Genomic DNA, 25,497 nt, shown 5'->3' on the forward strand with positions numbered 1-25,497 from the left:
TCCCATGAACAGACTTATTTCTCTCTCCCGCGCACTGCCGACACCAGAGCCAGAGATCACCGTCGCTTATACCCCGATCCGGCTGCCCATGCCTGGCCGCCAGCCGCTTGAGCTGCGCCTGACGGCCCCGGCCGTCGGGTCGAACCTGCCTATCGTGATCCTGTCGCATGGCTTCGGCCCCTCCAACTACATCCCCTCCAAGGACGGCTATGCCCCGCTTGCGCAGTTCTGGGCCGAACGGGGTGTGGCCGTTATCCAGCCCACCCACGCCAGCTCACGGGTCGGCGGGCGCGACCCGGATTTGCCCGGCGGGCCCTTCTTCTGGCGCGAGAGGGTGGCGGAAATACGCGCCATCCTCGACCAACTGACCGAGGTCGAGCGGCAGGCCCCGGCAGTGGCAGGGCGGCTTGATCATGAGCGGATCGCGGTGGCCGGGCATTCCTTTGGCGGGTTCCCCTGCAGCCTGTTGCTTGGCGCGCGCCTGCAGGGGGAGGACTTTTCCGATCCGCGGATCCGTGCCGGCATCCTGCTGGCCTCTCCGGGCCGTGGCGGTGCGGACCTGACCCCGGAAAACGCCACACGCTTTCCGTTCTTCGATGTGGACTTTAGCGGCATCAGCACCCCGACGCTCGTGGTTTGCGGAGCCGATGACGACCCGCATTTCACGCCGCGCGGTCCCGACTGGCATGCCGATCCGTACCACGACGCCGCCGGCGCCGAGGCTCTGCTGACGATCAACGGCGTCGGCCATGGCCTGGGCGGTATCGCAGGGTGGGACGCGCGCGAAACCGAAGCAGAAGACCCAGACGCGCTGGAGGCCACGCGGCGGCTCACGCTAGCCTGGTTGAGGAGCACATTTGCAATAGACCCTGCCGCTTGGATGCAAAGCCGGTCCGCACTCAAGAAAAGCGCGGCATCAATTGCGGAGATCACATCAAGATAGAGGTGACCGTCAAAGGCAGCTTCGTCCCGCTCTGCCAAACTTGGCCTGCACGATCATGCTGCACAATGCCGCCGATGTCTGGCTTGGAGAAGCCGCCCCGCCTCAAAGCTGCACCTCGCGAACGACCGGACTGGGCCGCAAGTTACGGCACCTAGGGGCGAGAGAGAGCGCCCCGCCTCAGCGTCGCTCCGAGCACACTTTGATCGGTGCAGCAAGGTCCGGCACTGTCCGCTTCAACGAGACGGCCCGAGGCTTTGCCTCGGGCCTCTGGGCGCATCCGACGTTGCGCTACCTCGCTGGGCTGTGCCCGGGCATGGGCGCCTTCGGAGCGCCATTGCGGAGCGCGTGCTGCCCGAGCCAGACGCTCACCAGGACCAGAACCATGCCGCTGCTCTGAAGGAGGCTCAATGTTTCGCCCAGAAGGATCAGCCCGAGCAGTGTCGCGGCTATGGGACTGAGGAAGCCCAGTGGCGCCACGGCCGCAGGGCCAAGCCGGGCAATCCCGCGGAACCAGAAGAAGTAAGTGAAAGCCCCGCCAATCAGGCTCAGATAGAGGAACCCAAGCACCGTCTTCAGATCAAGCGGCGGCAACGCAGGTTCCGCAAAAAGCGCCACGGGCAACAGCAGCACACCACCGGCGGTAAGCTGCCAAGATGTGAAGGTGAGTGCAGGGACCGGCGGCTGCCATTTCCGCGTCAGCACGGTGCCGAAGGCCATGGAAACCGCGCCACCAAGAGCCGCGAGAACGCCCAGGCCATCCAGCGCAGCGCCAGGTGTCAGGACCAGGAGCGCCACACCAAGAAGGCCGGTGACCCCTGCGGTCACCGCAGCCGGCGGGGTGCTCTGCCCCAAGAGCCATTTCGACAGGTAAAGCACGATCAGCGGCTGGATGGCGCCAACCGTCGCCGCGACGCCGCCGGGTAGTTGGTAGGCAGCGACAAACAGCAGCCACCAAAATATCGAGAAATTGAGGGCGCCGAGCACGAAGGACCGGATCACCCATACCCCGCGCGGGAGTTGGCGGGTCAGGAGCAGCAGGAGCAAGCCTGCGGGCAATGCGCGCAGCACCGCCGCAGTCATCGGGTAGCCGTCCGGCAGCAACTGTGTCGTGACGATATAGGTGCTGCCCCAGATCATCGGCGCAAGCGCCGCCAGAAGCAGGTCAAGAGAGCGGGACATGGGAGGTTCCTCTAAATTATCTTGATGTCGAGATAATTTCCACATATCTTGACGTCAAGATACCTTCTGCCTAGAAGGCCAATATGGATGCAGTGGATCAGATACTTGAACAATGGCGGCAGGCGCGGCCTGACCTGGATGTCAGCGCAATGGGCCCGATCGGGCGGCTCTCGCGTGTGTTCCATCACCACGCCCGCCGGATGAACGAGACCTTCGCCCGGCATGACCTGAACGCCGCCGGGTTCGACGTGCTGGCGACGCTGCGTCGTTCCGGCCCCCCATATGCCTTGTCCCCGGGGGAGTTGATGGCCTCGATGATGATCACCTCCGGCACGATGACCAATCGCATCGACCAGCTGATCAAACAGGGCCTGGTTACGCGGGCCAAGGATCCCGGGGATGCCCGCCGCGCGGTGGTGAAGCTCACCACGACGGGGTTCGACCTGATCGACCAGGCTGTCGCCGCGCATGTGAAGACACAGAACGAACTGCTGGCTGCGCTGTCCGATCAGGAGATCGCCGCGCTGGACGACGGTTTGCGGAAGCTGATGGCGGCGGGAGAGCGCGATAGCGGACATTGACGCACGCGCAGAGAGTGCACGCTTCGTCTGCCTATCGGTCGCCCAATCGCCTCGGATTGAAGGTCCGGTTCACCGGGCTGGACCACTTTGCGAAAGGCGTGGGAGCAGACATCGGTCGCGCCTGGTTGAAGGTCGGCAATGGGCCGGTTGCATCAGCGGGCTCAGGCATGCCCCCGTCGAGTGCCATGTCCGCTACCTGCACTCAGCGGTCCCCCAGTTATCGCGTTGCAATACAGACATACCGCAACACCAACCTCCTTCCTCTGCTTATACCACCGGCGTGTTCAGCATCAGCCAGACAATCCCCAGCACCGCCGCGAAAGCAGGGAAGCCGAAGCCGAACCACCTGCGAAACAGCCAGTGATACTGCGTGGGCAGCGGGGCGCCCTCCTCCGCGGCCAGACGCGCCAGGTCGCGCATGCGGATTTGCATCCAGACCACCGGCAGCCAGAACAGGCCAACGACGACATAGAGCGTCAGCCCCGGCAGGACCTTCACCATCGGCCCCAGCGGATCTGCCCAGAGGTCGGCGGCCACGACCAGGCTGCCCATAAGCTAGGCCAGCGACAGCGCCACCATCCCGAGCGCGGCACGGATCACCCAGGGCCGCCAGAGGATCGCCAGCCCAAGGGCGACATCCGCCAGCGCGCCGCCAGTGACGACCGGCGGGGCGATCCAGCCCGGCACCACACGCCCGGTCAGCCCCGCCATGGCCCGGCCGGGATCCAGCAGCGTGATCAGTTCCGAGAGGCACCACAACCGCGACAGCACCCCGATTGCCATTGGCAGAAGCAGGAAGGCGCGGGCGAAGAGCCTCTCCTGCCGGGTTGAGTGCAGCTGCGCCAGCGATAGCTCCAGGCTTTGGCAAGGCGTGCCGCCCGCCTGCGCCCATGCTGTCGGGTCCCCCCGAATGCCATCGGCCAGCGCCTGCAGTGCGGTGGTCCTCAGTGGCGAGCGCCAGCCCAGATGGCCCAGGAGATCCGCGCCCTTGCCCAACCAGCGGAGCATGAAGCCGGGCACCATCGGGCGACCCTTGAACGCATGGATTGCGTGAGAACGTCGTGGGACACCTTATCTGCAACCTATTGATCTCAATAAACCGCTCCCTTATGAGCTACGGGACACCTCTTGACTGAATTCCAAGTGAAGAAACCTCTCTACCGGAGCTCTCTACCCGCTCCAGTTCCTTCGCGCGTTTTCCATTCCCGCGCCCGGTGCCGGGCGGCCATCTCTTTGGACCGTTCCGAAGCTCTGGCCCGGCGCCCTGCGGCGCCCAGACCACCGGCCCGCTGAACCTTGCAAGATCTTCCCAGGACAATCGCCCGCGTCGTCGTTCTCTGCCTCATCGGGCTGACAGGCGGCTACCTGGCGCACCTGGCGCATCTGCCCCTGCCCTACATGCTGGGCTCGCTCTTCCTGGTCGGGGTCCTGACCGCTGTCTTCCCCCGCGCACTGCCCCACGACTACCGCTTCCCCGAGGGGTTCCGTTCGCTCTTCATCGCCACCATCGGGGCGACGATCGGGGCACAGATCAGCTGGGACGTGGTGGGCAACATGCCGCGGCTCTGGGCCTCCATCCTGGCGCTGACGCTATTCGTGCCGCTGACGCAGGCGGTCAACTTCGTCATCTTCCGCCACCTCGGCGGCTATGACCAGGCCACGGCCTTCTACGCCGGGGCGCCTGGCGGGCTGATCGATTCGATCATCGCGGGCGAACAGGCCGGGGCCGATGTGCGCATCCTGGCGGTGCAGCAGTTCCTGCGCATCATCGTGGTGGTGGCCGGCCTGCCGGTGGCCCTGTCGCTGTGGTATGGCCATCCCGTCGGCTCCTCCGCCGGCATCAGCTTCAGCGACCACGCCGTCGGGCTGGAGCACCTGCCGGAGGTCTTCGGCGCGGCCCTGGTCGGGCTTGTCGTCTTCCGCCGCCTGCACCTGCCCGCCTCGCAGCTGATCGGCCCGATGATCTGCGCCGCTATCCTGACGCTCTCGGGGCTGGCGGTGATCGAGGCGCCGCAATGGGTCGTCTCAGGCTGTCAGGTGGTGATCGGCACCTCGCTGGGCACCCGGTTCATCGGCGTGGAGTGGGCGCGGCTGCTGCGCGCCACCTGGCTGTCGGCGCTGTCGGTCACTTCCATGCTGGCCATCGGCCTGAGCATGTCCTTCGCCGTGGCGCCGCTGACCGGACTGGACCTCGATGTGCTTTTCATTTCCTTCGCGCCGGGGGGCGTCACGGAAATGGCACTGGTGGCGCTGTCGCTGAACGCCAGCCCGGCGGTGGTGACCCTGCACCACCTCTACCGCATCATCCTGACCGTGGTGCAGCTGAGCTGGGTGACCAAGCGCGGCTGGTTCAACACGGCCCGCGATCCAAAGGCATGAAGACCGAGCTGCGCCGCGCCACGGGAGCCGATGCCGCCGCGCTGCTTCCGCTCTACCTGGACCTTTTCCGCGAGGATGCCATCCTCACGCCCGCGAGAGACGTCGCCGCAAACCTCGCCGTCATGCTGGAGGACCCCCGCGCGGCCCATTGGCTGATCGAGGAAGACGGCCAGGTCATCGCCCTGGCGGCCGGATCGCTGACATTCGGGGTGGAATACGGGCTGTCGGCGGAACTGGAAGACCTCTATGTCACGCCGCCCGCCCGGGGTCGGGGCCTCGCCCGCCTGCTGGCCCATGCGGTCATCGACTGGGCCAGGGACCAGGGCGCCACCGATATGGTCCTGGTCATCACGCCGCAGGCGGAGGCCGAACAGGGCCTCACCGCCTTCTACGAAAAGCTGGGCTTTGGGCCGTCGTCCCGGATCACGCTGAGCCGGACGACGGGCTGACGGCAGGCCACGGGCGCGATCAGCCCGCCGCCTTCTCCTCCAGTTCCATCCATTCCTCCTCGGCGGCGGCAAGCATTTTCTGCCGTTCCGCCAGCGCCTCGGTGCCCTTCTGGAACTTCACCGGCTCCTTCTGGTACATGTCGGGCTGCGCAAGGAAAGCCTCCAGCTTGGCGATCTCCGCCTCGATCCGCTCGATCACCGAGGGCAGCTCCTCCAGCCGGTGCTTCTCGGTGAAGGACAGGCCCGCCTTCTGCGCCTTGGGCGCGGGTTTGGCGGCCTCCGCCTTCGGTGCCTCGGATTTGGCAGACGCCTTGGGCGATCCCTCGCCCAGCTCCGCCAGCCGCTCCTCGCGCTGCGCGCGGTAGTCCGTCCAGCCACCGGCATAGACGGTCGCGCGGCCATTGCCCTCCATCGCGATGGTCGTCGAGGCCACCCGGTCGAGGAAGTCGCGGTCGTGGCTGACCAGCAGCACGGTGCCGTCGTAGTCGTCCAGCAGTTCCTGCAGCAGGTCCAGCGTTTCGACATCCAGGTCGTTGGTCGGTTCGTCGAGAACCAGAATGTTCGATTCCTTGGCCATCAGCTTGGCCAGCAGCAGGCGCGCCTTTTCGCCACCCGACAGCGATTTGACCTTGGCGCGGGCCTGCGCCTCGTCAAACAGGAACTCCTTAAGGTAGCCCACGACATGCTTGGGCGTGCCGCGCACCATCACCTGGTCGGCGGCGCCCGAGACGCGCATTTCCTTGTCGCCGGTCAGGCTTTCCCACAGGGTCATTTCCGGATCCAGCGCCGCGCGGCTCTGGTCGAAGATGGCGGGCACAAGGTTGGTGCCCAGCTTCACCTCGCCCTCGTCGGGGGCGACCTCTCCCATCAGCATCTTGATCAGGGTCGTCTTGCCCACCCCGTTGGGGCCGACGAAGGCCACCCGGTCACCGCGGTTCACCAGCAGGTCGAATTTCGTCACGATCCGCTTGTCGCCGAACCCCTTGGCCAGGCCCTTGGCCTCGATCACTTTCTTGCCGCTGGCGGGCCCGGCCTCCAGCTCCATCGCGGCGGTGCCCTTGCGGCGGATCTGGTTGCCACGTTCCTCGCGCAGGGCCTGGAGGTTGCGCACCCGGCCCTGGTTGCGCTTGCGCCGCGCGCTGATGCCCTCCACGGCCCAGCGGGCCTCGGCCTTGATCTTGCGATCGAGCTTGTGGCGGGCGATGTCCTCTTCCTCCCAGACCTTGTCGCGCCAGGCCTCGAAATCCTCGAACCCCTTCTCCTGACGCCGCACGGCCCCGCGGTCGATCCACAGGGTGGCGCGGGTCAGGGCGCGCAGGAAGGCGCGGTCGTGAGAGATCAGCACGAAGGCCGCGCGGGTCTGCTTCAGCTCGTTTTCCAGCCAGGCGATCGCTTCGATGTCGAGGTGGTTGGTCGGCTCATCCAGCAGCATCAGCTCGGGCGCCTCGGCCATCAGCTTGGCCAGCGCGGCGCGGCGCCTCTCGCCGCCCGAGGCGGTTTCCACCGGGCGATCGGGGTCGAACTTCAGCCCCTCGCTCGCGATCTCGACCTTGTACTGTTCCGACACGTCCAGCCGCGACATGGCGAATTCGCCCAGGGTGGCGAAGCCGGACATATCCGGCTCCTGCTCCATGTAGCCCACGGTGGTACCCGGGCTGAGGACGACCTCGCCCTTGTCCGCCTCTACAAGGCCCGCCATGACCTTCATCAGGGTGGATTTGCCCGACCCGTTGCGCCCCACCAGGGCCACCCGGTCACCGGGCTGCACGGAAAGGGAAAGATCGTCGAAAACCGGATCGCCGCCGAAGGTCAGGGAGATCGAGGTGAGTTGGAGAAGGGGTGCCTGTGCCATGGCGCGCAGCTAATCAGGCGCCGCGGCGGCGTCAAGCTGGGATGGCAGGGCGGGCGGCAGCGCCGCGGGCCATGGGACCGCCCAGAAAGGTCGAGGGCGCCGCAACGCCCACCCGAAGGTGGGGCTGCGACGCCCTCGTCAGGATGTCCCAGCGAGCAGGGCGGGCCGCTGCCCGCCCCGCAGTCCGCCGATCAGGCCGATTTCATGAAGCCGCCGTTGTAGTCCTCGCTCTTCCGGCGGATCTTGGAATGCTCGACGATGCGTTCCCGGGCGATGCCGCGGAAATCCTCGATCGAGGTGTAGCCCTTGCTTTCCATGTAGGCCGCCAGGTCGTCGCACAGCTCCTTGATCAGCTGCACGCCGACGCCGCCGCTGCCCTTTTCCTCCATCGCGGCGGTGCAGACCTGCAGGTTGCCGGCGCCATGGGCGATGAAGTTGAAGGCCTCGCGGAAGCCCTTGATGCCCCCGATGCCGGAAATCGACTGATCCGGGTAGGCGCGGGAGATGTCGGAGACGCGCTGCAGTGCCTGGTGCAGGATCGCCAGCCCACCCAGACCGCCGGAGGTGACGTAGCCATCGACCTCGACCTCGAACTTGTGGGTTTCGGGATCCATCAGCGGCAGCGAGGGGAAGGTGTTGCACAGCGAGATCGCCGAGGCGCCGGCCTCGTACGCGGCACCCGCCGCATCGACCAGGGTCGAGGTCGCCGGCGTCAGCTTCACCCAGATCGGCACGTCGACCTCGTCGGTGACGGCCGCCAGGACGGAACGGATGATGTCCTCGTCATTGGCGATATGGGCGCCCATGTCCTTGCGGTCCATGTGGGGGCAGGACATGTTCAGCTCGATCCCGTCGCAGCCGACATCGACCACGGCCCGGGCCAGCTTGCGCCAGTTCTGCATCTCTTCCTCGCCGTCGGCACCGGCCATGATCGAGGCGATGACCATGCGGTCCGGGTAGGCCTCCTTGATCTCCTTCAGGTCCGGCAGCCACTGTTCCAGCGGCTGGTCCGAGATCAGTTCCCAGTTCCAGGAGGAATGCGACACGGTGTCGGGCCGCTTCATCCGCGAGACATAGGGCTTCTCCTCGCTGGCGCGCTGGTAGATGGTTTTCGGTCCGGCGACGTTTTCCACCGGGTGCAGGCCGATCGTCTTGGTGACCACGCCCCCCCAGCCGGCCTCGAAGGCCTTCATGATCTTGCGCTTGCTTTCGGTCGGCGGGGCCGAGGCAAGGATGAAAGGATTGACGAAGTCGAGACCCGTGAAGGTGGTTTTAAGCGAGACAGTCATGGCACACCCCTGTTGTGGCTGGCCCTTGTGGTCGGGCCTGAGTATTGGCATCAGGAACTCAATTTTTTACCATTTAGTCAACAATGGTCCGGGAAACGCTGTCCTGCCTGGGCAAAACAGCCCTGTGGCGGGCGGCATTTGATCGAAAACTGTGCAGTTAAGCGGTCTGCCCCCGGTCCGCGCAGGCATCCCTGCCCCGATCCGAAGGTGGGCCGAACTGCCCTGCGCCCCGTCCTGCGCGCAGTGATGTGTTGCGGCACGCCCCGCCCCCGTGGCACGTCTGGCAGGCCGACCGCCCCTTTCGTCACCGCGTGGACCTGTCCTATGATCGACCATCCCCTGCTCTTTGCCGCCGACGCGCTGGCGACGCTGGTCTTTGCCACCACCGGGGCGCTGGTCGCCTCGCGCAAGGAACTGGATGTCTTCGGCTTCATGTGGTTCGCCGCGATCACCGGTGTTGGCGGCGGCACCCTGCGGGACCTGCTGCTGGACGTGCCCGTCTTCTGGATCGAGAACCCATTTCCGCTGGCCCTATGCCTGGGCATTGCCGTGGTGCTGCATTTCACCGCGCACCTGGTCCAGTCGCGGATGGTGCTGATCCTCTGGCTCGACTGTTTCGGGCTGGGCTTTGCCGCCATCGCCGGAACGCTGAAGGCGCTGGACCAGGGCGTCGCGGGGCTGGTCGCGGTCATCATGGGGGTCTTTTCCGGCACCGTCGGGGGGATCCTGCGCGACACGCTGGGACAGGAACCCTCGATCATCCTTCGGCGGGAAATCTACGTGACCGCCGCCGCCCTGGGCGCCAGTGCCACGGTCCTCATCGCCGCCGCCGGGGAAAGCCGCCTGGCCGCTGCCGCGACAGGTTTTGCCCTTGTCTTCGCGCTGCGCGGGGCGGCGCTGCTGCGCAACCTCACCCTGCCCGGGTTCCGGTCCCGCAAGGGCCGCGACTATCCCTGAACGGGCGGAGGCGGAAGGGCGAGGACCTATCCGGCCGTGGCGCGCAGCAGGCGCTTGCGCGCCGGGGGGATGGCCTTGATCTCCAGCCCGGTGAAGACGTGCAGCGTGTTCATCTTGGGATCGACCACCGCATGGTCCGACACCCAGCCCCCCATCAACAGATAGGTGCGCAGCAGCGGCGGCATGCCCAGCATGGCGCGTTTCGCATCGGGCTTGCGCCGCAGCTTCTGGGCAAAGCGGAAGACCTTGGGCGCCTTCACCCGCGGCAGGAACCGCTTCGGCGCCAGGTGCTTTTCCTTCAGCATGGCGAAGGCATCCAGATAGGCCTCGGCATCGGTGCCCTTGAAGGACGAACAGCCGAACAGCATCTCCACCCCGTTGCGATCCACGTAGGCGGTCATCGCCCCCCAGGCCACACGCAGGATGTCTGGATCGCGATAGTCGGGATGGATGCAGAACCGCCCCATCTCGACCATCGGCCCCTCGAAGCTCTCCAGGCTCGACAACTCGTAGTACTGCGCGGAATAGCTGCGCCCGATCTCGCGCCCGGCAGCCAGGGGCAGCATGCGGAAACAGCAGACCAGGGCACCGTTGCGCGTGTCCTCGACCAGGATGTGGGCACAGATCGAATCGAAGTCGTCGGCGTCGAACCGGTCGGCATCGCCGAGGAAGGTCAGCGCGCGCAGCCGCTGCGCGGCAAGAATGTCTGCGGGGGTCTCGGCCAGGCGGGCGGCATAGCGCCCCTTCTTCAGCGACAGCATATCAGGCTCTCCGTCGGCGGAGCGGATCAGGTTCCGCTCCGCCTAGCATGACAGATGTGACCGCATCGTGACAGGCGCAAGGGCCGACGGCGAAAGGCTGACGGGCAAAACGCGAAAGGCCCGGCGCGTCTGTCACGCACCGGGCCTTTGCACAAAACTGTTTTCGGGGCGCCGATCGCCCGGGCGCGTTTACTCGCCGCCCAGGACCGAGGCCGCGTTGAACCGGCCCAGGTTGCCCAGAAGCTGACGGACAAACGTCTTGTCGGCGGTCGAGGAACTGGTGACGCGGCTTTCCAGGGTCACCACCCGGCCCTCTTCCAGGCCGAAGGTCTCGATGTTGCTGACCACGTCCCGCTGGTCGAAGCTGACGGCCATGACCGTGCGCTCCACCGGCTGGGGGCGTTTCCAGGCATATTGCTCCATCCGGGTGCGGATATAGTAAAAGTCGCCCTGCTCCAGAACGCCGGAGGTCGTCGGGGCGCCCAAGGTCTCCAGAACGGTGTCGCGCGTATCCACGCCAACGGTGATCTGCGACAGGATCTCTTCGTCCGGCATGTAGCCGTGGTTTCGATACTGTGCCGTACAGCCGGCAATCCCCAACATGGCCACAGCCATGACAATTGCGCTTGCCTTCTTGCCGATCCCCGCCATCTTGCCCCTCTTGTTTTCCAGTGCACAGGCTTCTACCTCGCCTACATAACGAGTTACACTGGTGCAAGAAAGCACGAAAGGCCCCCATGACCGAAACCTCCGCCACCGCGCTGCGGGTGTCCGCCCTGCCCAAGACCGCGCCGACCCCTTTCTCTCTGACGCCCGAGGCCGCAGAGCTGACCGGGCTGGCCGAGATGCTGGATCTGAAGGCCCTGCGCAAGGTCGTCTTCAAGGGTGAGATCCGCCCCGCCGGCAAACGCGACTGGCTGCTGACCGGCCATCTGGGCGCCACCGTCGTCCAGCCCTGCTCGGTCACCCTCGCCCCCGTGACCACGCGGATCGAGGAAGACGTGACGCGCCGTTTCACCCCGCATCTTCCCGATGAGACCAGCGCCGAGTCTGAAGAGGTCGAGATGCCCGAAGATGAAACGCTGGAGAAGCTGGGCAGCCACATCGACCCGGCCGCCGTCATGGCCGAGGCGCTGGCGCTGTCCCTGCCCCTTTACCCGCGCGCCGACGGGGCCGAGATGGATCAGCAGGAATTCACCGAACCTGGCAAGACGGCGATGACCGACGAGGACACCAAGCCCCTCGCGGGCCTCGCCGACCTGCTGGCCGCCCGCCGCAACGACGGCGATGACTCGGACGGAAGCAAGAGCTGAGAACCGGCGCGGGCGCCGCGCCAGTCCTCATTGGCCCGGCTTGCCCCTGCGCAGTCCGGCCCAGCCCCAAAGAATCGCTTGCAAGGGATCTTTTTCGCAGTATTTTCGCGCTTCCATCCGAATTTTGGGTTGAATGCGACGGGCCTGTCCGACTAAGAGCCTCGCATCCACGAGAAACCGGGCCGGGTTTCATGCTTTGGCCCCCGAATACGATAGGTTGTGACATGGCTGTCCAACAGAACAAAGTCTCCAAGTCGCGCCGCAACAACCGTCGTGCGCACGACGCTCTGACGGCTGCGAACCCCAACGAGTGCGGCAACTGCGGTGAGCTGAAACGCCCCCACCACGTCTGCCCCTCCTGCGGCCACTACGCCGAGCGCGAAGTTGTCGCGCTGGCCGACGAGATCGATCTGGACGAAGACGCGGCATAAGCCGTGAATGCCGGGGAGCATCTGTCCTAAATGTCTGCGTCTCATCCGTCAGATCAGGACAGGAACGAGTCCCTTCCCGGCGAAGCGGCCGCGCGCCGCGTCGTTCTTTCCGTCGACGCCATGGGCGGCGACCGCGGGCCGGCAACTGTTGTTGCCGGCATTTCGCGTTCGGCGCGGAAGAACCCGGACATCGATTTCATCCTGCACGGCCCCAAGGACGAGCTGGACCGCCTGATCGCGCGCAAGCGTGGCTTGGCGGGCCGCGTCACCGTGCGCGATGCCAGCGACGTCGTGACCATGCACGACAAGCCCAGCCAGGTGGTCCGCCACGGCAAGTCGACCTCGATGTGGTCGGCGCTGGACGCGGTGCGCGACGGCGAGGCCGAGGTCTGCGTGTCCTGCGGCAACACCGGCGCGCTGATGGCGCTGTCGATGATGCGCCTGCGCAAGTTGCCGGGGGTGAACCGCCCGGCCATCGCCGTGCTCTGGCCCTCGCGCAACCCGCAGGGCTTCAACGTGATGCTGGACGTCGGCGCGGATATCCGCGCCGATGAGAAGGACCTGCTGCAGTATGCGCTCATGGGGGCCTCCTATGCGCGCAACGGCATGAACCTGGCCCGCCCCCGCATCGGCCTGCTGAACGTGGGCACCGAGGAACACAAGGGCCGGCCGGAGCTGAAGGTCGCGCATGAGCTGATCAGCGAAGCGGCCGAACAGGCGAACTTCGAATATGTCGGCTTCGTCGAGGGCGGTGACATTCCCGGCGACCGTTGCGACGTGATCGTCACCGACGGCTTCACCGGCAACGTGGCGCTGAAGACCGGCGAAGGCACCGCCTCGCTGATCGGCGACCTGCTGAAGGAAGCCTTCAAGTATTCGCCCCTGTCACGCTTTGCCGCCGTGCTGGCCCTGACTTCGCTGCGGCGCCTGCAGAAACGTATCGACCCGCGCCGCGTCAACGGCGGTGTCTTCCTCGGGCTGAACGGGCCGGTGGTGAAAAGCCATGGCTCGGCCGATGCCATGGGGGTTTCCGCCGCCGTGAAACTGGCCTATCAGCTGGCGGCCAGCGGTTTTCAGGAGAAGATCGCGGCACGGGTTGCATCCGCCGTTTCGCTGGCTCAGGATGCCGCGGAACGAGGGACGGAGACCGAATGACTATTCGCGCAGTAGCAACCGGCGTCGGACATTATCTTCCCGAACGCATCGTGCCAAACGCCGAGTTCGAAAAGACCCTCGACACCACCGACGAATGGATTCGCACCCGCTCGGGCATCGAGCGCCGTCACTTCGCCGCCGAGGGGGAAACCACCTCGCAGATGGCGATCAAGGCCGCCGAGCAAGCCCTTCTCAACGCAGAGCTTTCCGCCGACGACATCGACTGCGTGATCGTTGCCACCTCGACCCCCGACCTGACTTTCCCCTCCGTCGCGACGATGGTGCAGGAAGGTCTCGGCATGACCCGTGGGTTTGGCTACGACGTGCAGGCCGTCTGCGCCGGTTTCATCTTCGCGCTGGCCAATGCCAACGGGATGATCCTGTCGGGCCAGGCGCAGCGGGTCCTGGTGATCGGCGCCGAGACCTTCTCGCGTATCATGGACTGGACCGACCGGTCCACCTGCGTGCTGTTCGGCGATGGTGCCGGCGCCCTGGTGCTGGAGGCGCGCACCGGCTCTGGCTCGTCGCAGGATCGTGGCATCCTGGCCTGCGACCTGAACTCCGACGGACGCTATCGCGAGATGCTCTACGTCGACGGTGGCGTGTCCACCTCCGGCGTGGCGGGAAAGCTGCGGATGCAGGGCAACCCGCTCTTCCGTCAGGCCGTGGGCAAGCTCGCGGCGACCGCCGAGGCTTCGCTGGAAAAGGCCCAACTGAGCGCCGAGGACGTCGACTGGATCGTGCCGCACCAGGCCAATATCCGCATCATCCAGGGCACGGCCAAGAAGATGGGCGTGCCGATGGACCAGGTGATCGTGACCGTTCAGGATCACGGCAACACCTCCGCCGCGTCGATCCCCCTGGCCCTGTCGGTGGGCGTCGCCGAGGGCAAGATCACGCCCGGCCAGGTCCTGGTGGCCGAGGCCATCGGCGGCGGGCTGGCCTGGGGATCGGTCGTCATCCGCTGGTAATAGCCCGGCAGCCCCCGCTGCAAAGCCGCATTCTCCTTTGCTATCAGACCATTGATGTTGACTCGGAAATTGCGCGGTGCCTATGCTGAGCCAACCAGAGAGGGATCGGTGATGAGTGAAAAGACCCTGACCAGAATGGACCTGAGCGAAGCCGTCTTCCGCGAGGTCGGCCTGTCGCGCAATGACTCCGCGCAGCTGGTGGAGTCTGTTCTCAATCACATGTCCGACGCGCTGGTCGACGGCGAACAGGTCAAGATCTCCTCCTTCGGGACCTTCTCGGTCCGTGAAAAGGCTGCACGGGTGGGGCGCAACCCCAAGACCGGTCAGGAAGTGCCGATCAACCCGCGCCGCGTGCTGACCTTCCGGCCCTCGCATCTGATGAAAGATCGCGTCGCCGCCGGCAACAAGGGCAGCTGAGGGGCATATAGATGCCCAAGTCCGCAGATGCCTTCCGCACCATTTCCGAGGTGGCCGAGTGGCTCGGCACGCCCGCGCATGTCCTGCGCTTCTGGGAAAGCAAGTTCACCCAGGTGCGCCCGGTGAAACGCGCCGGCGGGCGCCGGTACTACCGCCCTTCCGACATGGAATTGCTGGGCGGGATCAAGCGGTTGCTTCACGAAGAGGGCATGACCATCAAGGGTGTGCAGAAGCTGCTGCGGGATCGCGGCACGGCCCATGTCGCCACCATGTCGCCGCCGCTGGATGATCTGGCCGTGCCGCTGGAAGCGGAGATCGTACAGCTGAAGCCGCGCAGCGCCCCGCCCGAATCCGGCCCCGATGCCATGACGCCGCCCGACGGCAGCGAAAGCGGCCCCGCCGCCACCGCCACCGACGTGGCGGCTGCCTCGACAGAGGACGCCCCCGCGGATCCGCTTCCCGGTCACGCAACGATGACGTCCGACGTCGCGGCCGAGGCGTCCCGGGCGCCCGACTTGGCACAGACGCCGGACGTCGCAGCCGAGTCGGACAGTCAGGACGAGGGCGAGGGTCGTAATCTCTTCTCCGACCTGGACGCGCAGGAGGCGCCCGAGGTCGAGGAAACCACCGCCGCGCCGGTGGCGGCAACCGCCGCGCCTGCACCGGTCACCGTGCCGGACGACCCCGAAGACGACGCCTTCGCGCCCGAATCCGGTGTCCTGTCGTACCTCCTCGCCCGTCGCAGCCCCCTGCCCCCGGCCACGGCCGCGCGCGCCCTGGCACTGGCACAGGACCTCGTCGCGCTGCGCTGAGACCGGCCCGGGCGGCCCTTGAAAAGGCGCCCGAATTTTTGCGGGCAAAGGCGTGAAAAACCCCTTGCCCCCAGCCTCAGATCGGATAGAAAGCGCGAACCGTCGGGCTATAGCGCAGCCTGGTAGCGCGTCCGTCTGGGGGACGGAAGGTCGCAGGTTCGAGTCCTGCTAGCCCGACCAAATATCCCCGATACCAATCGTCGGTCACCTAAGACCCCGCCGGAGAAAACCCTTTCTCCGGCGGGTCTTGGCGCTTTTCTTCGTCCCCTGCACGCCGTAGTCTGCCACTCCAGAAGGAGACATGGCCCATGACCGGCATCCTGCCCAGCCAGCACCTGAAACGCATGATCGCCGCGGGCGAGGTCACGGGCACGCCCGAGATCATCCCCGAACAGATCCAGCCCGCCAGCCTCGACCTGCGCCTGGGCAATGTGGCCTGGCGCGTGCGGGCCTCCTTCCTGTCGGGCAAGGGCCGCAGCGTGGCCGACCGGCTGGCCGAGTTCGAGATGCACAAGGTCGATCTGAGCGATGGCGCGGTGCTGGAAAAGGGCTGTGTCTACGTGGTGCCGCTGATGGAATCGCTCGCCCTGCCCGAAGGCACCGCGGGCATGGCCAACGCCAAGAGCTCCACCGGGCGGCTGGATCTGCTGACTCGGCTGATCACCGATGGCGGCACGGAGTTTGACCGAATCCCCGCCGGTTACACCGGCCCCCTCTATGCCGAGATCTGCCCGCGCAGCTTCTCCGTCCTCGTCCGGCCAGGCATGCGCCTGAACCAGATCCGCTTCCGCGCCGGCCAGGCGGCGCTGTCGGATGACGCCCTGCGCGCGCTGCACGCCGAAACCCCACTGGTCAGCGGCCGCGCGGTGATCGAACAGGGCCTCGGCTTCTCCGTCGACCTGTCGCCCGGCCCCGACCGCCTGGTGGGCTATCGTGCGAAACCCCATACCGGCGTCATCGACCTGGACCGGATCGGCCAGTACGATCCGCGCGAGTTCTGGGAAACGGTACGCACCGAGGATCGCCAGATCATCCTCGATCCGGGCGCCTTCTACATCCTCGTCAGCCGCGAGGCTGTGACGATTCCCCCCGACTATGCCGCCGAGATGGCGCCCTACCTCGCCATGGTGGGGGAATTCCGCGTGCACTACGCCGGCTTCTTCGATCCCGGTTTCGGCTACGCCGGGGCCGGCGGCTCAGGCTCGCGCGGGGTGCTGGAGGTGCGCTGTCACGAGGCGCCCTTCGTGCTGGAGGACGGGCAGGTTGTTGGCCGCCTGGTCTTCGAGAAGATGGCCGAACGCCCCGAGACCCTCTACGGGCAGGAGATCGCCTCGAATTACCAGGGCCAGGGCCTGAAGCTGTCGAAGCATTTCCGCAGCGGCTGAGGGCGCCGCGACGCCCCGCCCTCCCCCAGTCCTGACCCCGAAGAACCCCCATGGCATTCATCACCAAACCCCTAGCCCTGATGACCGGCGCCATCGCCGTCGTGGGCGCCAACTCCATGGTGCTGGCCCCGATCAGCGCCGCCGTCGCCCGTGACCTGGGCACGGAACCCGCCGAAATTCTGCAGGCGGCGGCGGCCTACGGCGGGACCACTGCGCTTTCGGCCCTGCTGCTGGCCCCGCGCGCCGACCGCGTTGGGCCGGGTCCTGCGCTGATGCAGGCGCTGGTATTGCTGCTTATCTCGCTGCTGGTGTCAACACTGGCGCCGGGCAAATGGGTGCTGATCGGCGCGCAGGCCATCGGCGGGCTGGGTGCAGGGATCGCCATTCCTGCGATCTACGGGCTGGCGCCGGAGCTGGGGCCGCCGGGAGAAGAGAAGCGCTCCATGGGCCTGATGCTGTCAGGCTGGACGCTGGCCCTGGTGGCGGGCGTCGCGGGCGCGGGTTTCGTGGCCGAATGGGTCGGCTGGCGCGCGGTCTATGGGTTGCTGCTGATCTTCATGGGGCTGCTGTACTTGGCCCTGATGCGGGCCGACCTGTCGGTGCGCCGCGTCGGCAGCGCCACCTCGCCGCTGACCGCGCTACGGGTGCCGGGGATCTGGCGCGGACTGGCTTCTGCCGGGCTGCTGATGACGGGGTTCTACGGCACTTTCGCCTTCATCGGCGTACACGTGGCCGACGATCTGGCCCGCGGCACCGATGCGGCGGGCCTGCTGATCCTGTGCTACGGCAGCGGCTTCGGCATCGCGACGCTCTTTGATCGCCACTTCGACCGGCTGCCACAGATCAGCGCTGGCGCGATCAGCTTTGCCGGGCTGCTGGTAGTCTACCTGGCCTTCTCGGCCTCGGCCCTGCATTATGGCGTACTGCTAGCCCTGGCACTGGCCTGGGGGATCATGCAGCATTTCGCGCTGAACTTCGTCGTCAGTCGCCTGGCCGGGCTGGAGGCCAGCCAACGCGGCGCGATTCTCGGCCTGAATTCCTCGATCACCTACCTGGCTGTGCTGGGCGGCGCGCTGACCTTCCGCCTGCCCTACGAGGCCGGCGGGATTGCCTGGTGCAACCTGATCTCGGCCAGTTGCCTGACGCTGGCGCTGATCGAATGCCTGGCACCGCGCCGGGTGGCGATCTGATCGGGGCCGCTCAGAACCGGCCCAGCTTCCGCACCACGCGCTGCGCCTGACGGGCCTGGCGGGCCATCTTCTTGCTTTGCTTGGCGCGTTGCTGGCCTTCGGGGCTGTCGCCGGCCATCCGGTCGATCCCGGCGTTCATGCCCTTGTTGACCGAGCGGCGCAGCACTCGGTTGAACAGCATGCGGATCAGTCTGTCTGCGTTCATGTCCTGTCCCTTCCTTGGGTTTGGACACAAGGTAACAGTAAAAGGCGCAGAATGCATGGCCCCCTCACACCGAGGTGACGGGATGGGGCCTTATTCGTCCTCGTCAGGCTCGATCACCGCGTCTTCGTCGAACATGTCGGCCTGCTCCTCGTCGCTCTCACGCTCCTCCTCATCGCGGCCCGGCGGCGGGCGGCTGTCCAGAAGACCGGCGGCGCGCAGGTCTTTCAGGCCCGGCAGGTCGCGTGGCGTTTCCAGCCCGAAGTGGTCGAGGAAGTGCGGTGTCACCACGAAGGTCACCGGGCGGCCCGGGGTCATCCGACGGCGGCCGAAACGGATCCATTCCAGTTCCAGCAGCAGGTCGATGGTCCCGCGGGACACGCTGACGCCCCGGATCTCCTCGATCTCGGCGCGGGTGACGGGCTGGTGATAGGCGATGATCGCCAGGGTCTCGATCGCCGCGCGCGACAGCTTGCGGGTCTCCACCGTTTCCTTCTGCAGCAGGAAGCCGAGGTCGGGCGCCGTGCGGATCGCCCAGGCCTCCGCCACGCGGACCACGCGCACGCCGCGCCCCTCATAGCGTTTCTGCAACTGCTCCACCGCCGCCGCGCCGTCGCAGCCGTGCGGCATGCGCGCGTTCAGGTCGGCCACGGTGACCGGCTCGGCGGAGGCAAAGAGGATCGCCTCGACCATGCGTTCCTGCTCGCCCAGGGGCGGCGCCTCGAAAAGGCTCTCACGCGGGCCATCGTCCTCGGGGATCTCGGGATCGGCGTCAGCCATCTTTGCGGTCCTCCCGGCGGCGCAGTTGAATGGGAGCGAAGGTCTCGGACTGGCGGATCATCACCTTGCCCTCCTTCGCCAGTTCCAGCGAGGCGGCGAAGGTGGCCGCGGTGACCGAGCGGCGGCGCACCGGGTCGCTGGTCCAGCCGGGGGGCATGTAGGCCGACAGTTCGGTCCAGGTGCCGGCGAAACCGACCATCGAGCGCATGTGGTCCAGCGCCTGTTCCATGGTGAAGACGTTGTCGCGGTCCATCACGAAGGGGCGGAATTCGTCCTTGGTCCGAATGCGGGCGTAGGCCTGCATCAGCTCCAGAAGGGTGGCGGAATAGGTGACCTTGCGCACCCGTTCCACGGTTTCAGGCACGCCCCGCACGAAGAAATCACGCCCCTTCTGGTCGCGCGCCATCAGCCGGGCGGCCACGTCGCGCATGGCCTGAAGCCGTTCCAGCTGGAACGCCAGGTGGGCGGCCAGTTCCTCGCCCGACGGGCCCTCTTCCTCGGGGTCGGGCGGCAGCAGAAGGCGCGATTTCAGGAAGGCCAGCCAGGCCGCCATCACCAGATAATCGGCGGCCAGCTCGATCCGCAGGGTCTTGGCCTTTTCGACGAAAGCCAGGTACTGTTCCGCCAGCGTCAGGATCGAGATCTTCATCAGGTCGACCTTCTGCGTGCGGCTGAGCGTCAGCAGCAGGTCGAGCGGCCCTTCGAAGCCTTCCACGTCGACGATCAGCGCCTCGGCCGCCAGCCGTTCGGCGACGGTGATGCGCCCCTGCCCGTCCGGGCCGGAGGCATCCGTCTCCAGCCGCCGCAGCGGGGTGTCGTCTTCGAAATCGTCGGCGGCCATCGCTTACCCGTTCATCAAGGCGGTCAGCTTGGCTTTCAGGGCGTCAATGTCAAGCGCGGGCGCCGGGGCCTGCAGGGCCATCACCCGTTCCGCCCGGGCCTGTGCCGGCGGGGTCATCAGGCCGGCGGCCTCCGCGACGCGGGCCCGCGTGTCGAGATCGGCATTACACAGCAGCGCCACGTCGCAGCCCGCCTCCAGAGAGGCCAGCGCCAGGTCGGCCGGATCCCCCGCCAGTGCCTTCATCGTCAGGTCGTCGGTCATCAGCAGGTTGTCGAAACCGATGCGGTTGCGGACCGCCTGCATGACCACCGGCGACAGGGTCGCGGGGCGGTCAGGATCCAGCGCGTCGTAGACCAGGTGTGCGGTCATCCCCATGGGCAGATCGTTCAGCACCTTGAAGGGGGCGAAATCAACGTCGTCCAGCTCCTCCAGCGAGGCGGTCACGCGGGGCAGCTCCAGGTGGCTGTCGGCCCGCGCCCGGCCATGGCCGGGGATGTGTTTGACCACCGGCAGCACACCACCCTGCATCAGCCCCTGCGCCACGGCGCGGCCAAGCCGGGCCACCTGCGCGGCGTCAGTGCCGTAGCAGCGGTTATACAGGAAGGGATGGGTGCCCTCGCCCGCCACGTCGACCAGCGGCGCACAGTTCACGTCGATGCCCACGGCACGCATTTCCGCCGCCGTGATGGCGTAGCGCAGGCGCATCGCTTCCTCGGCCTGGACGCCTGCGCGGGCGGCGAACTCCAGCGGCGGCTCCCAATCGGTGCCCAGGGGCGCGCGCAGGCGCTGCACGCGCCCCCCCTCCTGATCCAGCAGGATGGGCGCATTGCGGCCAACGCTCTCGCGCAGTTCATCACAGAGCGCGCGGACCTGCTCGGCGCTTTCAATGTTACGGGCAAAGAGGATGAATCCGAAGGGCTGTGTCGCGGCGAACAGCGCCTTTTCCTCCGGCGTCAGCCGTAGGCCGGTCGGGTCCAGAATGGTTGCGCCGAAGGCCATTTACTTCGCCGAGACGGGAATGCAGTCGGCGCCCTCGGCGACCAGCGCGGCGCAGAAGCGGCGGCTGTCGGAGAGGTCGTCGAAGCCCAGGACGCGCAGGCGATAGAAAATCCGGCCGCCGCTTTCGGCGCGCTGGATCACCCGCTGCTTGCCATCCATGTAGATGCCGAAGCGGGCGGCGAACTTGTCCCATTCCTGCACCGCGACGTCATGCGATCCGAAGGCGCCCAGCTGGGCCATGCGGGTGCCCAGGGGCACCTCCTCCGGTGCCACGTCCAGCACGGTTTCGGGGGTGGACACTGGGCCGGCCACCTGGCGCGCGGCGACATTGGCCAGAAGCTCGTCCGGGCGCGTCTTCGGGCGCACGGCGACGGCCACGCCCCCCTTGGGACGGCGTGCAACGGACTCTGCCTCGCTTGCCGCAGAGGTCTCGGGCGGGGTCACGGTCTTCGGCTGCATCGCCGTCAGCGGATCGGCACCCTGCGACAGCTGGGCGGCCAGGTCCTGGATGCGATCGGGGTCTGACAGGTCCAGCGGCGCGGGCGCGGTCACGGGGGCCGCGGCCTCCGCCTCGGCCCGGGCGTGCGCCTCCAGCTCGGCCTCGGTGACGGCATCATCGCCCAGCCCCATGGGCGCGGGCGCCAACCGGACCGTCCCGGCGGAGCCCTCGGTCCCCTGAGTCGCGGCGACATGGTTCACCGAAAGGCCCTGGAATTCCGCTTCCTGTCCACCGGCACTGTCGGGCACGCGGCGGCTTTCACCGGACATGGCCCGCACCACCGGCACGCCGGAAACATCGCGCATGACCATCTTGTAGCCCCAGAGGCCGACCCCCGCGATCAGGGCCAGAGACAGGGCGCCGCCGACCCAGGTGACAAGCCCCCCGAAGGAGGCCGGTTGCCCGGATACATCGGGGTACTCGTCATAGGACGCATAGCGTCCGTCCGCCGGAAAATCTGCCATATGCCTCTGCCCGCCGGACTATGCTGCCCGGTCTCGCTGGAAAATCAGGGGTCGTGCCTGTCGTCGGCCAGCAGCGGTGCGTTAGCGCATCTCTTCTGCCGGTTTCACGCCCAAGATACCAAGACCAGCGGAAATGACAACGGCCACGGCCCGGGCAAGTGCCAGTTTCGACTGGGAAACCGCCGGATTGTCCTCCTGGACGAAACGCAATTGGGTTTCCTCGTTGCCGCGGTTGTAAAGCGCGTGCAGATCGGAGGCCAGTTCATAGAGGTAGAAGGCCACCCGGTGCGGCTCATGCGTGCGGGCGGCGATCTCCACCAGGCGCGGCCATTCGGCCAGCTTGCGGGCCACGGCCAGCTCGCTTTCGTGGGTCATGCCGGACAGGTCGGCGGCGGCCAGGGTGGCGTCGTCGCAGGCAATGCCGGCCTCGGTCGCGCGGCGCAGGGCGCTGCAGACCCGGGCGTGGGCATATTGCACGTAGAAGACCGGGTTGTCCTTCGACTGTTCCAGCACCTTGTCGAAATCGAAATCCAGCGGCGCGTCGTTCTTGCGGGTCAGCATGACGAAACGGGTCACGTCGGGGCCCACCTGTTCGACCACGTCCCGCAGGGTGATGAAGGTGCCGGCCCGCTTCGACATCTTGAACGGCTCGCCGTTCTTGTAGAGCTTCACCAGCTGGCACAGCTTGATGTCGACCGGGACGCGGGCGTTGGACAGGGCGGAGACGGCCGCCTTCATCCGCTTCACATAGCCACCGTGGTCGGCGCCGAAGACGTCGATCAGCTGATCGAAACCGCGACTGACCTTGTCGTAGTGATAGGCGATGTCGGGGGCGAAATAGGTCCAGGCGCCGTCGGACTTCATGATCGGCCGGTCCACGTCATCGCCATGTTCAGTCGATTTGAACAGGGTCTGCTCACGCGGCTCCCAATCCTCGGGCTGCTTGCCCTTAGGCGGTTCCAGAACGCCGCGATAGATGAGCCCCTGCGAGCGCAGCTGCTCGATCGCCTTCTCGATAAGGCCGGTGCCGTAGAGGGATTTCTCCGAGAAGAAGACGTCCATCTCGACGCCGAGCATCTTCAGGTCCTCGCGGATCAGGGCCATCATGGCGTCGGTGGAGAAGTCGCGCACCTCTTCCAGCCAGACGTCCTCGGGCTGGTCGACATAGGCGTCGCCCACCTTCTCCTTCAGGGCCTGGCCGACCTCGATCAGGTAGTCGCCGGGATAGGTGCCGTCGGCGAACTCCACCTCCTGCCCGTGCGCTTCGAGGTAGCGCAGGTAGACGGAGCGGGCCAGCACGTCGACCTGGGCACCACCGTCGTTGATGTAATATTCGCGGGTCACGTCATGGCCCGCGTAGTCCAGCAGCGCGGCCAGCGCATCGCCGAAGACGGCGCCCCGGGTATGGCCCACGTGCAGCGGCCCGGTGGGGTTGGCGGAGACGTATTCCACGTTGACCTTCTGGCCCGCGCCCATGTCCGAGCGTCCATAGGCCGCGCCCTGCCTCAGCACACCGGCAACGATGCCTTCCCAGGCATCCCCCGCCAGCCGCAGGTTCAGGAAGCCCGGGCCCGCCACCTCTGCCGAGGTCACCCGCGGGTCCTCCGTCAGCTTCGGCGCCAGCGCCTCGGCGATATCGCGCGGCTTGGCCTTAGCCGGCTTGGCCAGCACCATGGCGGCGTTGGTGGCCATGTCCCCGTGGGCCGGATCGCGCGGCGGCTCGACCGTGACGTTGTCGAAGGAGAGGCCCTCCGGCAGATGCCCCTCCGCCTGAAGGGCGGCAAGGCTGTCGAGAACGAGGGCGCGAATATCGGTAAAGAGGTTCATAGCATATCCCAGAGGTGTTCCGCGCGGGTTTAGCAGCCCGGTGCGCAAGGTCAATGGCGGCCCGTCCGCGGCCCCGGTCGTGGCAGAACAGGGCCTCGCGACGCGAGACGGCGAAAGAGTGGCTCCGCCCTATGGTGGCTCCGTGAGTTTGGACGTAGACGCAGGGGAAGAACCAAAACTTCCCCTTCATTGCCACATTAAGCACACAATGAAGGTCAAATTGAAATTAGCCAGAATGGTTAATTTAACTGAACAGAAAGTCAGCCGCCATGTCGGATCTCGATTATTCCTCCGAGAGCGCCAAGACCATCGCAGAGCTTCTTTTCGGCGCAGACAGCGGAATCAAGGTCAACTCGGCCGATCTGATCGGAACCTCGGCGCAGACGCGCACCTATTCCAACGGCGACGACGTCGCACGGGAAGCGACGCCGGGCGACAACGGCGTGATTTTCTCCACCGGACGGGCCGAGGACTTCAACGCGGGCTGGGGTGATAACCGCAACGACCACCTCAGCAGCGACATGCACAATGACTGGGACTGGGATCAGGGCCGCGACCGCGACATCGAAGATGTCGTGCCGGGCAGCGCCCGGTCCTACGATGCTGCCGGGATCGAGCTGAACTTCACCGCCACCGAAAGCGGGACCTACACCGTGCCGCTGACCTTCCTGACCGAGGAGTATCCGGTCTACTACGGCAGCGCCTACTCGGACAGTGCCGCCGTCTTCCTCGGTGACGAGAACGGCAACAACATGGAGCTGCTGCCGATCAGCCACCAGGAGGGCGGCTATTTCAACCTGAACTCGATGGAGAACGGGCCCTATCGCAACAACGGCGATACCGGCAACTGGCTGCGCTACAACACCGACTTCAACGCCATCAAGACCGGGCACCTGACGCTGGAGGTCGAGGCCGGCAAGACCTACACGCTGAAGATCGTGGTGGCCGATTTCAACGACGCCAAATACGATTCCGCGCTGATGATCGGCGAAGGGGCCTTCACCTCCACCGCGCCGCCCTGTTTCACCGCCGGCACGCTGATCGCCACGCCCGACGGCCCCCGCCCTGTGGAAGACCTGGCGCCCGGCGACCTGGTGATGACGCTGGACCACGGGCCGCAACCCCTGCGCTGGCATGCCGCGACCCATGTCGCCGCCAGCCGCCTGGCGAAGCAGCCGAACCTCTGCCCGGTGCAGATCCGCGCCGGCGCCCTGGGCCCAGGCGTGCCCGCCCGCGACCTGTCGGTCAGCCAGCAACACCGCATGCTGGTCCGCTCGCGCATCGCTCAGCGGATGTTCGGCGCAGAGGAGATTCTGGTCGCCGCCAAGCACCTGATTGGTCTGCCGGGCGTCACCCTGGGCACGCCCGAAGGCGCGGTCAGCTATCACCACCTGGTCTTCGACGGGCACGAAGTGATCGACGCGGAAGGCGCCGCCGCCGAAAGCCTCTACCTCGGCCCGCAGGCGCTGCGATCGCTCAGCCCGGCGGCGCGGGCGGAACTGGCCGCGCTCTTCCCCGACCTGCTGCGACGCCTGGCCGAGGGCGAAAGCCTGCCCGCCGCACGCCCCCTGGTCGCCGGCAAGCGCGGGCGCCGGATGCAGCTGCGTCATCGCAAGAACCACCAACCTTTGCAGCCGGCGCAGGCCCTCCCCCCGCGCGGGGCGACCGTGGCCCGGATGCCGCAGCCAGCCGGCGTGTCGGCTCTCGCAGCCACCGGGCCTCTTGAACCGGGACGCGCCCACGCCTAACTCAGGCGCGACCCGCAAAGCATACGCCAGGGAATTGTAGATGCTGGAGATTGTCGGAACCCGCTGACGGTCC

27 protein-coding genes and 1 tRNA gene are annotated in these 25,497 nt (G+C 66.7%); 15 read left to right on the forward strand and 13 right to left on the reverse strand.

Features of this window, described 5'->3' with window-relative positions:
• The first annotated feature begins 4 nt into the window (after nucleotides 1–4).
• Nucleotides 5–943, forward strand: a complete 939-nt coding sequence (locus tag CVM50_RS14310; protein ID WP_085888079.1) for an alpha/beta hydrolase family protein — start codon at nucleotides 5–7, stop codon at nucleotides 941–943.
• Between the two features lie 288 nt (nucleotides 944–1,231).
• Here CVM50_RS14310 and CVM50_RS14315 read toward each other — a convergent pair whose 3' ends face one another.
• Nucleotides 1,232–2,122: an EamA family transporter gene (locus CVM50_RS14315; RefSeq protein ID WP_085888081.1), complete on the reverse strand. Its 891-nt coding sequence runs from the start codon at nucleotides 2,120–2,122 to the stop codon at nucleotides 1,232–1,234.
• Between the two features lie 83 nt (nucleotides 2,123–2,205).
• On the opposite strand from CVM50_RS14315, the gene CVM50_RS14320 reads away from it, so the two are divergent.
• Nucleotides 2,206–2,703 carry a MarR family winged helix-turn-helix transcriptional regulator gene (locus CVM50_RS14320; protein ID WP_085888083.1) on the forward strand — a complete coding sequence of 166 codons (498 nt, stop codon included), beginning with the start codon at nucleotides 2,206–2,208 and terminating at the stop codon, nucleotides 2,701–2,703.
• A 267-nt stretch (nucleotides 2,704–2,970) separates the two neighbouring features.
• Here the strand turns inward: CVM50_RS14320 and CVM50_RS14325 are convergent, their stop codons facing one another.
• Nucleotides 2,971–3,255: a DUF2269 family protein gene (locus CVM50_RS14325; protein WP_085888085.1), complete on the reverse strand. Its 285-nt coding sequence runs from the start codon at nucleotides 3,253–3,255 to the stop codon at nucleotides 2,971–2,973.
• A gap of 3 nt (nucleotides 3,256–3,258) precedes the next feature.
• A complete protein-coding gene (locus CVM50_RS14330) occupies nucleotides 3,259–3,711 on the reverse strand; it encodes a DoxX-like family protein (protein ID WP_157792192.1) in 453 nt (150 codons plus the stop codon).
• A 288-nt stretch (nucleotides 3,712–3,999) separates the two neighbouring features.
• Here CVM50_RS14330 and CVM50_RS14335 point away from each other — a divergent pair, with 288 nt between their 5' ends.
• The gene (locus CVM50_RS14335; protein ID WP_085888088.1) at nucleotides 4,000–5,082 is read left to right on the forward strand and encodes an AbrB family transcriptional regulator; all 1,083 of its coding nucleotides are present in this window, start codon (nucleotides 4,000–4,002) and stop codon (nucleotides 5,080–5,082) included.
• The gene (locus tag CVM50_RS14340) at nucleotides 5,079–5,531 is read left to right on the forward strand and encodes a GNAT family N-acetyltransferase (protein ID WP_085888090.1); all 453 of its coding nucleotides are present in this window, start codon (nucleotides 5,079–5,081) and stop codon (nucleotides 5,529–5,531) included. Before CVM50_RS14335 ends, CVM50_RS14340 begins: the two co-directional genes overlap by 4 nt.
• Before the next feature lie 19 nt (nucleotides 5,532–5,550).
• On the opposite strand, the gene CVM50_RS14345 is transcribed toward CVM50_RS14340, so the two are convergent.
• The gene (locus CVM50_RS14345) at nucleotides 5,551–7,383 is read right to left on the reverse strand and encodes an ABC-F family ATP-binding cassette domain-containing protein (protein WP_085888091.1); all 1,833 of its coding nucleotides are present in this window, start codon (nucleotides 7,381–7,383) and stop codon (nucleotides 5,551–5,553) included.
• 191 nt (nucleotides 7,384–7,574) lie between these two features.
• Nucleotides 7,575–8,672: a tRNA-dihydrouridine synthase gene (locus CVM50_RS14350; protein WP_157792193.1), complete on the reverse strand. Its 1,098-nt coding sequence runs from the start codon at nucleotides 8,670–8,672 to the stop codon at nucleotides 7,575–7,577.
• A 324-nt stretch (nucleotides 8,673–8,996) separates the two neighbouring features.
• Between CVM50_RS14350 and CVM50_RS14355 the strand changes: the two genes are divergently transcribed.
• Nucleotides 8,997–9,629, forward strand: coding sequence for a trimeric intracellular cation channel family protein (locus CVM50_RS14355; RefSeq protein ID WP_085888094.1), 633 nt, complete (start codon nucleotides 8,997–8,999; stop codon nucleotides 9,627–9,629).
• A 26-nt stretch (nucleotides 9,630–9,655) separates the two neighbouring features.
• Here the strand turns inward: CVM50_RS14355 and CVM50_RS14360 are convergent, their stop codons facing one another.
• On the reverse strand, nucleotides 9,656–10,390 hold the full coding sequence (locus tag CVM50_RS14360; protein ID WP_085888096.1) for a GNAT family N-acetyltransferase: 735 nt from the start codon (nucleotides 10,388–10,390) through the stop codon (nucleotides 9,656–9,658).
• A 189-nt stretch (nucleotides 10,391–10,579) separates the two neighbouring features.
• Nucleotides 10,580–11,041 carry an outer membrane protein assembly factor BamE gene (locus CVM50_RS14365; RefSeq protein ID WP_085888097.1) on the reverse strand — a complete coding sequence of 154 codons (462 nt, stop codon included), beginning with the start codon at nucleotides 11,039–11,041 and terminating at the stop codon, nucleotides 10,580–10,582.
• An 86-nt stretch (nucleotides 11,042–11,127) separates the two neighbouring features.
• On the opposite strand from CVM50_RS14365, the gene CVM50_RS14370 reads away from it, so the two are divergent.
• The 9 genes from CVM50_RS14370 to CVM50_RS14410 all read left to right on the forward strand — a co-directional run bounded on the left by CVM50_RS14370 (nucleotide 11,128) and on the right by CVM50_RS14410 (nucleotide 18,064).
• Nucleotides 11,128–11,703: a YceD family protein gene (locus CVM50_RS14370; protein ID WP_085888098.1), complete on the forward strand. Its 576-nt coding sequence runs from the start codon at nucleotides 11,128–11,130 to the stop codon at nucleotides 11,701–11,703.
• Nucleotides 11,704–11,927: 224 nt separating this feature from the next.
• Nucleotides 11,928–12,134 (forward strand): 50S ribosomal protein L32, encoded by a 207-nt coding sequence (gene rpmF, locus CVM50_RS14375; RefSeq protein ID WP_085888100.1) that lies wholly within the window; start codon nucleotides 11,928–11,930, stop codon nucleotides 12,132–12,134.
• A gap of 30 nt (nucleotides 12,135–12,164) precedes the next feature.
• Nucleotides 12,165–13,289, forward strand: coding sequence for a phosphate acyltransferase PlsX (gene plsX, locus CVM50_RS14380; RefSeq protein ID WP_085888102.1), 1,125 nt, complete (start codon nucleotides 12,165–12,167; stop codon nucleotides 13,287–13,289).
• Nucleotides 13,286–14,260 (forward strand): beta-ketoacyl-ACP synthase III, encoded by a 975-nt coding sequence (locus CVM50_RS14385; protein WP_085888103.1) that lies wholly within the window; start codon nucleotides 13,286–13,288, stop codon nucleotides 14,258–14,260. The genes plsX and CVM50_RS14385 overlap by 4 nt, the downstream gene beginning before the upstream one ends.
• A gap of 111 nt (nucleotides 14,261–14,371) precedes the next feature.
• Nucleotides 14,372–14,677, forward strand: coding sequence for an integration host factor subunit alpha (gene ihfA / locus CVM50_RS14390; protein WP_085888105.1), 306 nt, complete (start codon nucleotides 14,372–14,374; stop codon nucleotides 14,675–14,677).
• 11 nt (nucleotides 14,678–14,688) lie between these two features.
• Nucleotides 14,689–15,489, forward strand: coding sequence for a MerR family transcriptional regulator (locus tag CVM50_RS14395; RefSeq protein ID WP_085888107.1), 801 nt, complete (start codon nucleotides 14,689–14,691; stop codon nucleotides 15,487–15,489).
• A gap of 103 nt (nucleotides 15,490–15,592) precedes the next feature.
• Nucleotides 15,593–15,669, forward strand: a tRNA-Pro gene (locus CVM50_RS14400).
• Between the two features lie 128 nt (nucleotides 15,670–15,797).
• Nucleotides 15,798–16,874 (forward strand): 2'-deoxycytidine 5'-triphosphate deaminase, encoded by a 1,077-nt coding sequence (locus tag CVM50_RS14405; RefSeq protein WP_085888109.1) that lies wholly within the window; start codon nucleotides 15,798–15,800, stop codon nucleotides 16,872–16,874.
• A 50-nt stretch (nucleotides 16,875–16,924) separates the two neighbouring features.
• On the forward strand, nucleotides 16,925–18,064 hold the full coding sequence (locus CVM50_RS14410) for an MFS transporter (protein WP_085888111.1): 1,140 nt from the start codon (nucleotides 16,925–16,927) through the stop codon (nucleotides 18,062–18,064).
• A 10-nt stretch (nucleotides 18,065–18,074) separates the two neighbouring features.
• On the opposite strand, the gene CVM50_RS14415 is transcribed toward CVM50_RS14410, so the two are convergent.
• The 6 genes from CVM50_RS14415 to argS form a co-directional block, all read right to left on the reverse strand.
• Nucleotides 18,075–18,269, reverse strand: coding sequence for a hypothetical protein (locus CVM50_RS14415; protein ID WP_085888113.1), 195 nt, complete (start codon nucleotides 18,267–18,269; stop codon nucleotides 18,075–18,077).
• 90 nt (nucleotides 18,270–18,359) lie between these two features.
• A complete protein-coding gene (gene scpB / locus CVM50_RS14420) occupies nucleotides 18,360–19,046 on the reverse strand; it encodes an SMC-Scp complex subunit ScpB (RefSeq protein ID WP_085888115.1) in 687 nt (228 codons plus the stop codon).
• Entirely contained in the window at nucleotides 19,039–19,887 is an 849-nt protein-coding gene (locus tag CVM50_RS14425; RefSeq protein WP_085888117.1) for a segregation and condensation protein A, read from the reverse strand. Before CVM50_RS14425 ends, scpB begins: the two co-directional genes overlap by 8 nt.
• A 3-nt stretch (nucleotides 19,888–19,890) precedes the next feature.
• On the reverse strand, nucleotides 19,891–20,886 hold the full coding sequence (gene nagZ / locus CVM50_RS14430; protein WP_085888119.1) for a beta-N-acetylhexosaminidase: 996 nt from the start codon (nucleotides 20,884–20,886) through the stop codon (nucleotides 19,891–19,893).
• Nucleotides 20,887–21,849 (reverse strand): SPOR domain-containing protein, encoded by a 963-nt coding sequence (locus CVM50_RS14435; RefSeq protein WP_085888121.1) that lies wholly within the window; start codon nucleotides 21,847–21,849, stop codon nucleotides 20,887–20,889. It lies immediately after the preceding gene.
• An 81-nt stretch (nucleotides 21,850–21,930) separates the two neighbouring features.
• A complete protein-coding gene (gene argS / locus CVM50_RS14440) occupies nucleotides 21,931–23,676 on the reverse strand; it encodes an arginine--tRNA ligase (protein WP_085888123.1) in 1,746 nt (581 codons plus the stop codon).
• A gap of 269 nt (nucleotides 23,677–23,945) precedes the next feature.
• Here argS and CVM50_RS14445 point away from each other — a divergent pair, with 269 nt between their 5' ends.
• The gene (locus CVM50_RS14445) at nucleotides 23,946–25,424 is read left to right on the forward strand and encodes a Hint domain-containing protein (RefSeq protein WP_085888125.1); all 1,479 of its coding nucleotides are present in this window, start codon (nucleotides 23,946–23,948) and stop codon (nucleotides 25,422–25,424) included.
• The last annotated feature ends 73 nt before the right edge of the window (nucleotides 25,425–25,497 follow it).

Source organism: Pseudooceanicola marinus (assembly GCF_002786295.1).
GTDB lineage: Bacteria > Pseudomonadota > Alphaproteobacteria > Rhodobacterales > Rhodobacteraceae > Pseudooceanicola > Pseudooceanicola marinus.